The sequence below is a fragment of the Pseudomonas sp. AGC41 genome (assembly GCF_057334555.1).
This window is the reverse complement of sequence record NZ_JBHFJB010000146.1, coordinates 98,585-102,595: the sequence shown is the minus strand read 5'-3', so window position 1 is coordinate 102,595 and position 4,011 is coordinate 98,585. Positions and strand designations below refer to the sequence as shown.

The following is a 4,011-nucleotide window of genomic DNA, read 5'->3' as shown; positions in this document are numbered from 1 at the left end:
CGAAAGTGGTGGTTCAGTTGGCGGCGATGCTGGAGATGTCGCGCCTTCGCGAGCAGGCTCGCTCCCACAGGATTGGCTGCGTCAGAAAATCAGAGGCTGTCCTGTAGATGGCCGCGCAGCTCCTGCAGGTCATGTTGCAGTTTTTTCAGTTGCTCTAGCGTCTGGCCGCTGGCGGCGAGGATGCATTGGGGGATGTCGAGAGCCTTTTTCTGCAAGGCGCGGCCTTGTTCGGTGAGCTCGACAATCACCACGCGTTCATCTTCGCGGCTGCGGGTGCGACTCAACAGGCCTTCAGCCTCCAGGCGCTTGAGCAGCGGGGTCAGCGAGCCAGGGTCGGTGAGCAGGCGGTTACTGATTTCGCCGACGGTCAGCCCGTCTTGCTCCCACAACACCATCATCGCCAGGTACTGCGGATAGGTCAGGCCCAACGCCTGGAGCAGAGGCTTGTAGACCTTGGTCATCAACAGTGAGGTTGAGTGCAGGGCGAAACAGACCTGGTTTTCCAGCAGCAGAGCTGCGCAAGGATCGGAGGTGTCTTGTTGGGTAGTCATGGCAAAACCTTTCATCAATGATCGGTACGAATCTAGTGGTCAAACCTTTAATGCACAAGATAATTCTGACGGAGTGAGCAGCCGTTACGTTCCCTGTGGATCGCCAACTGGGTAGGATAGACGCCCTGGTAAAGGGAGAATCGTCTGTGATCGAGGTCGTGCTGTATCTGCTGTTAGGCGCCGCGCTGGGCACTTTGGGGGGATTGTTCGGCATTGGTGGCGGGTTGATCGCGATTCCAGTGCTGGGTGTATGGTTTGGCCTGGATCAGCATATCGCCCAAGGTACGGCATTGGTCATGGTTGTACCCAACGTGATGCTCGCCCTGTGGCGTTATCACCAGCGTAATCGTATCGAAATGCGCCATGTTCTGCCGTTGGCATCCATGGGGTTCTGCTTTGCATGGCTTGGTTCCATCTGGGCCGTAGGGATTGACGCGCAAAGCATGCGGATTGGTTTTGTGGTGTTCCTGGTGGTCCTGGCGGCCTACAACCTGATCCGGATGTTCGCCGCGACGGCGCCGGCTTCGGCGCGGATGCGCCACGGCTGGCCTTGGCTCGCCGTGCTGGGGGCGGCATCGGGTTCCATGGGCGGTCTGTTTGGCGTAGGCGGGGCGGTTGTCGCCACGCCAATACTCACCAGCGTGTTTGGCACTTCCCAGGTCGTCGCCCAAGGGTTGTCCCTGGCGCTGGCATTGCCCAGCACGGGCGTGACCCTCGCCACCTATGCGTTGCACCATGAGGTGGACTGGTGGATCGGGTTGCCGCTGGCGGTTGGTGGACTGATGAGCATCAGCTGGGGCGTGAAGGTTGCTCACGCCATGCCGGAACGATTGCTGCGCGGACTGTTCTGCGGTTTCCTGGTGCTGTGCGCGGTGTTGCTCTTGTTTAAAGTTTGAAACCTTCGACGATGTGTTCGGCCAGGCACTCGGTGATCGGCGACGGATTGTGCAGGTTGCGGATCAACATGATGCTGGCCTCGGGCAGCTCCGGCAGGTTCTCGGCTTCGCCGAGGACGCGCATGTCCGGGGTCAACAGGCTCTCCAGCTGCGCGGTGATCGCCAGGCCCGCGCCAACCACCGCCATGATCGCCGACAGGCTCGAGCTGTTGTACGCCACGCGATAATCGCGCCCCATGGCATCCAGTGCGTTACAGGCCCATTGCCGGCAGAAGCAATCACTGTTGAACATCGCCAGTGGCAGCGGCGTTTGTTCATGGGTGTTGAAGCAGGCCGCCTCGGCCCAGACAAAACGCTCCTTGCGCAGCAACTGGCCGATCTCGTCGCCTGGTTTGCGAGTGACGATGGACAGGTCGAGATCCTGGCGCAGCAGCAGTTGCTTGGACGATTCGCAATGCACCTCGATTTCGATCAGTGGATAGAACTGGGCGAAGCGCTGCAGGATTCCCGGCAAAAAACGCATCACATAATCGTCCGGCGTGCCGATGCGCACCGTGCCGACCATGTGCGGTTCACGCAGCGTGTTGAACACTTCGCTGTGCAGCTTGAGGATCCGCCGGGCATAACCCAGCAGCACCTGGCCCTCGGCGGTGAGCTTGACCTGCCGCCCGTCGCGCTCGAACAGGCGGCGCTGCAAGACGTCCTCTTCCAGGCGTTTCATCTGCATGCTGACGGCCGATTGCGTACGGTTCACCAGCTCCCCGGCGCGGGTGAAACCACCCTGGTCGGCGATGGCGACGAAGGTCCGCAGCACTTCCGTATCGATGCTCGGGTAACTCGACAATTGATCAATCTCCGAGATGTATTGCATAAGAAACATTCGTTGGATTGATCTTATCCCTGGCGCGAGACTAGAGCCATCCCCAACGGAGGACATCACGATGAAAGGTCAAAAAGGTTATTTGCTGATCGATAAGTTTTCATCCCACGGTTTCTCGCTCAGCGCGCTGTTGCACAAGTTTAGCCGCTGGTACGAATTGCACCACGAGCGGGAACTGCTTGCCTCGATGAGCGATGAGGCGCTCAAGGACATCGGTGTCAGCCGTGCCGATGTGGAAAAGGAAGTGGTTCGGCCATTCTGGGATGACCCGATGCACAAATGAGCCATCCTTCCCTACACAAACCGCTTAATGGTGAGGTAGGTTGCGAGCAGACAAGGAGATCTCCATGCCCGCGACTGTGTCCTTTACCCTCAAACAGGCCCGACGCCTGGCGTTGGCCGCCCAGGGATTCGATGGGCGCCCATCGCCAGCTTCGGTGCAACCCGCGCGAATCAACCGTCTGATCGAGCGCCTCGGCGTCGTGCAGATCGATTCAGTCAATGCGCTGGTGCGCTCGCATTACCTCCCGCTGTTCTCCCGCCTTGGTCACTACAATCGCGACTTGCTCGATCAGGCAGCCTGGAGCCAGGGGCGCCGCCGTACGTTGTTTGAATATTGGGGGCATGAAGCTTCGTTGTTGCCGGTCGCGATGTATCCGCTGGTGCGTTGGCGCATGGCGCGGGCGGCCCGTGGCGAAGGCATCTACCAGCAGCTGGCGCGCTTTGGTCGTGAGCAGCAGGACGTGATTCACCGGGTCCTCCAGGCCGTTCGAGAGCAGGGCGCGCTTGGCGCCGGCAGCTTGTCCACGCGGCAGGAGAAGGCCGGGCCCTGGTGGGACTGGAGCGCCGAGAAACATGCGCTGGAGTGGCTGTTCGCTGCTGGCGAGGTCACCGTAGCCGGGCGACGGGGGTTCGAGCGGCTCTATGATCTGCCTGAGCGGGTGCTGCCCGAGTCGATCCTGCGCCAACCGCAGCCGGACGAAGCACAAGCCCAACGCGCGTTGCTGTCGCACGCCGCGCAGGCCTTGGGCGTTGCTACCGAGAAAGACCTGCGCGATTACTTCCGCCTCGACCCGGCCGACACCCGCGCTCGATTGGCCGAGTTGGAGGAGGCGGGTGAGTTGTTGCGATGCCAGGTGCAGGGCTGGAAGCAGTCGGCCTGGTGCCAACCCACCGTGAAAATCCCCCGCAAGGTCGCTGCCAGTGCCTTGCTGTCACCGTTCGACTCGCTGGTCTGGGAGCGCAGCCGCACCGAGCGGTTGTTCGACTTCCGCTATCGCCTGGAAATCTATACGCCGGTGCACAAGCGCGTGTATGGCTATTACGTCTTGCCGTTTTTGCACAATGAACGGATTGCGGCGCGGGTCGATCTACGGGCGGAGCGGGCCTTCGGGCGGCTGGCCGTGCATGCGGTGCACGAGGAGGATCCGCGGCTGGACGAGGAGGGCATGCAAGCGCTGGCGATGAACCTGCGGCGCATGGCTGACTGGTTGGGGCTGGAGCGGGTGCAGCTCAATTGCGAGCGGGAGGGTGGGGTGCGGTTGGCGGTGGCGTTGGCGCGGGTTGATGGTGGCTGAGCTGGCCCCTTCGCGAGCAGGCTCGCTCCCACACGGTACTTATGGTGACCACGGCTTTTGTGTCCGCAGCCAGTCACCTGTGGGAGCGAGCCTGCTCGCGAAGCGAT

General features: G+C 61.3%; 5 protein-coding genes. 3 read left to right on the top strand and 2 right to left on the bottom strand.

Annotated features, from left to right (window positions below; translation table 11 throughout):
- Positions 1-89: 89 nt before the first annotated feature.
- Positions 90-551: a MarR family winged helix-turn-helix transcriptional regulator gene (locus tag ACE04F_RS23820; protein ID WP_486110171.1), complete on the bottom strand. Its 462-nt coding sequence runs from the start codon at positions 549-551 to the stop codon at positions 90-92.
- 146 nt (positions 552-697) lie between these two features.
- Between ACE04F_RS23820 and ACE04F_RS23815 the strand changes: the two genes are divergently transcribed.
- On the top strand, positions 698-1,447 hold the full coding sequence (locus ACE04F_RS23815) for a sulfite exporter TauE/SafE family protein (RefSeq protein ID WP_486110170.1): 750 nt from the start codon (positions 698-700) through the stop codon (positions 1,445-1,447).
- Here ACE04F_RS23815 and ACE04F_RS23810 read toward each other — a convergent pair.
- Positions 1,437-2,291, bottom strand: a complete 855-nt coding sequence (locus ACE04F_RS23810; RefSeq protein ID WP_420764840.1) for a LysR substrate-binding domain-containing protein — start codon at positions 2,289-2,291, stop codon at positions 1,437-1,439. The two genes, ACE04F_RS23815 and ACE04F_RS23810, sit on opposite strands and share 11 nt — an antisense overlap.
- A gap of 97 nt (positions 2,292-2,388) precedes the next feature.
- On the opposite strand from ACE04F_RS23810, the gene ACE04F_RS23805 reads away from it, so the two are divergent.
- Both ACE04F_RS23805 and ACE04F_RS23800 read left to right on the top strand, forming a co-directional pair.
- Positions 2,389-2,610, top strand: coding sequence for a DUF1127 domain-containing protein (locus ACE04F_RS23805; RefSeq protein WP_305499769.1), 222 nt, complete (start codon positions 2,389-2,391; stop codon positions 2,608-2,610).
- 64 nt (positions 2,611-2,674) lie between these two features.
- The gene (locus tag ACE04F_RS23800; RefSeq protein ID WP_486110169.1) at positions 2,675-3,904 is read left to right on the top strand and encodes a winged helix-turn-helix domain-containing protein; all 1,230 of its coding nucleotides are present in this window, start codon (positions 2,675-2,677) and stop codon (positions 3,902-3,904) included.
- Positions 3,905-4,011: the final 107 nt, after the last annotated feature.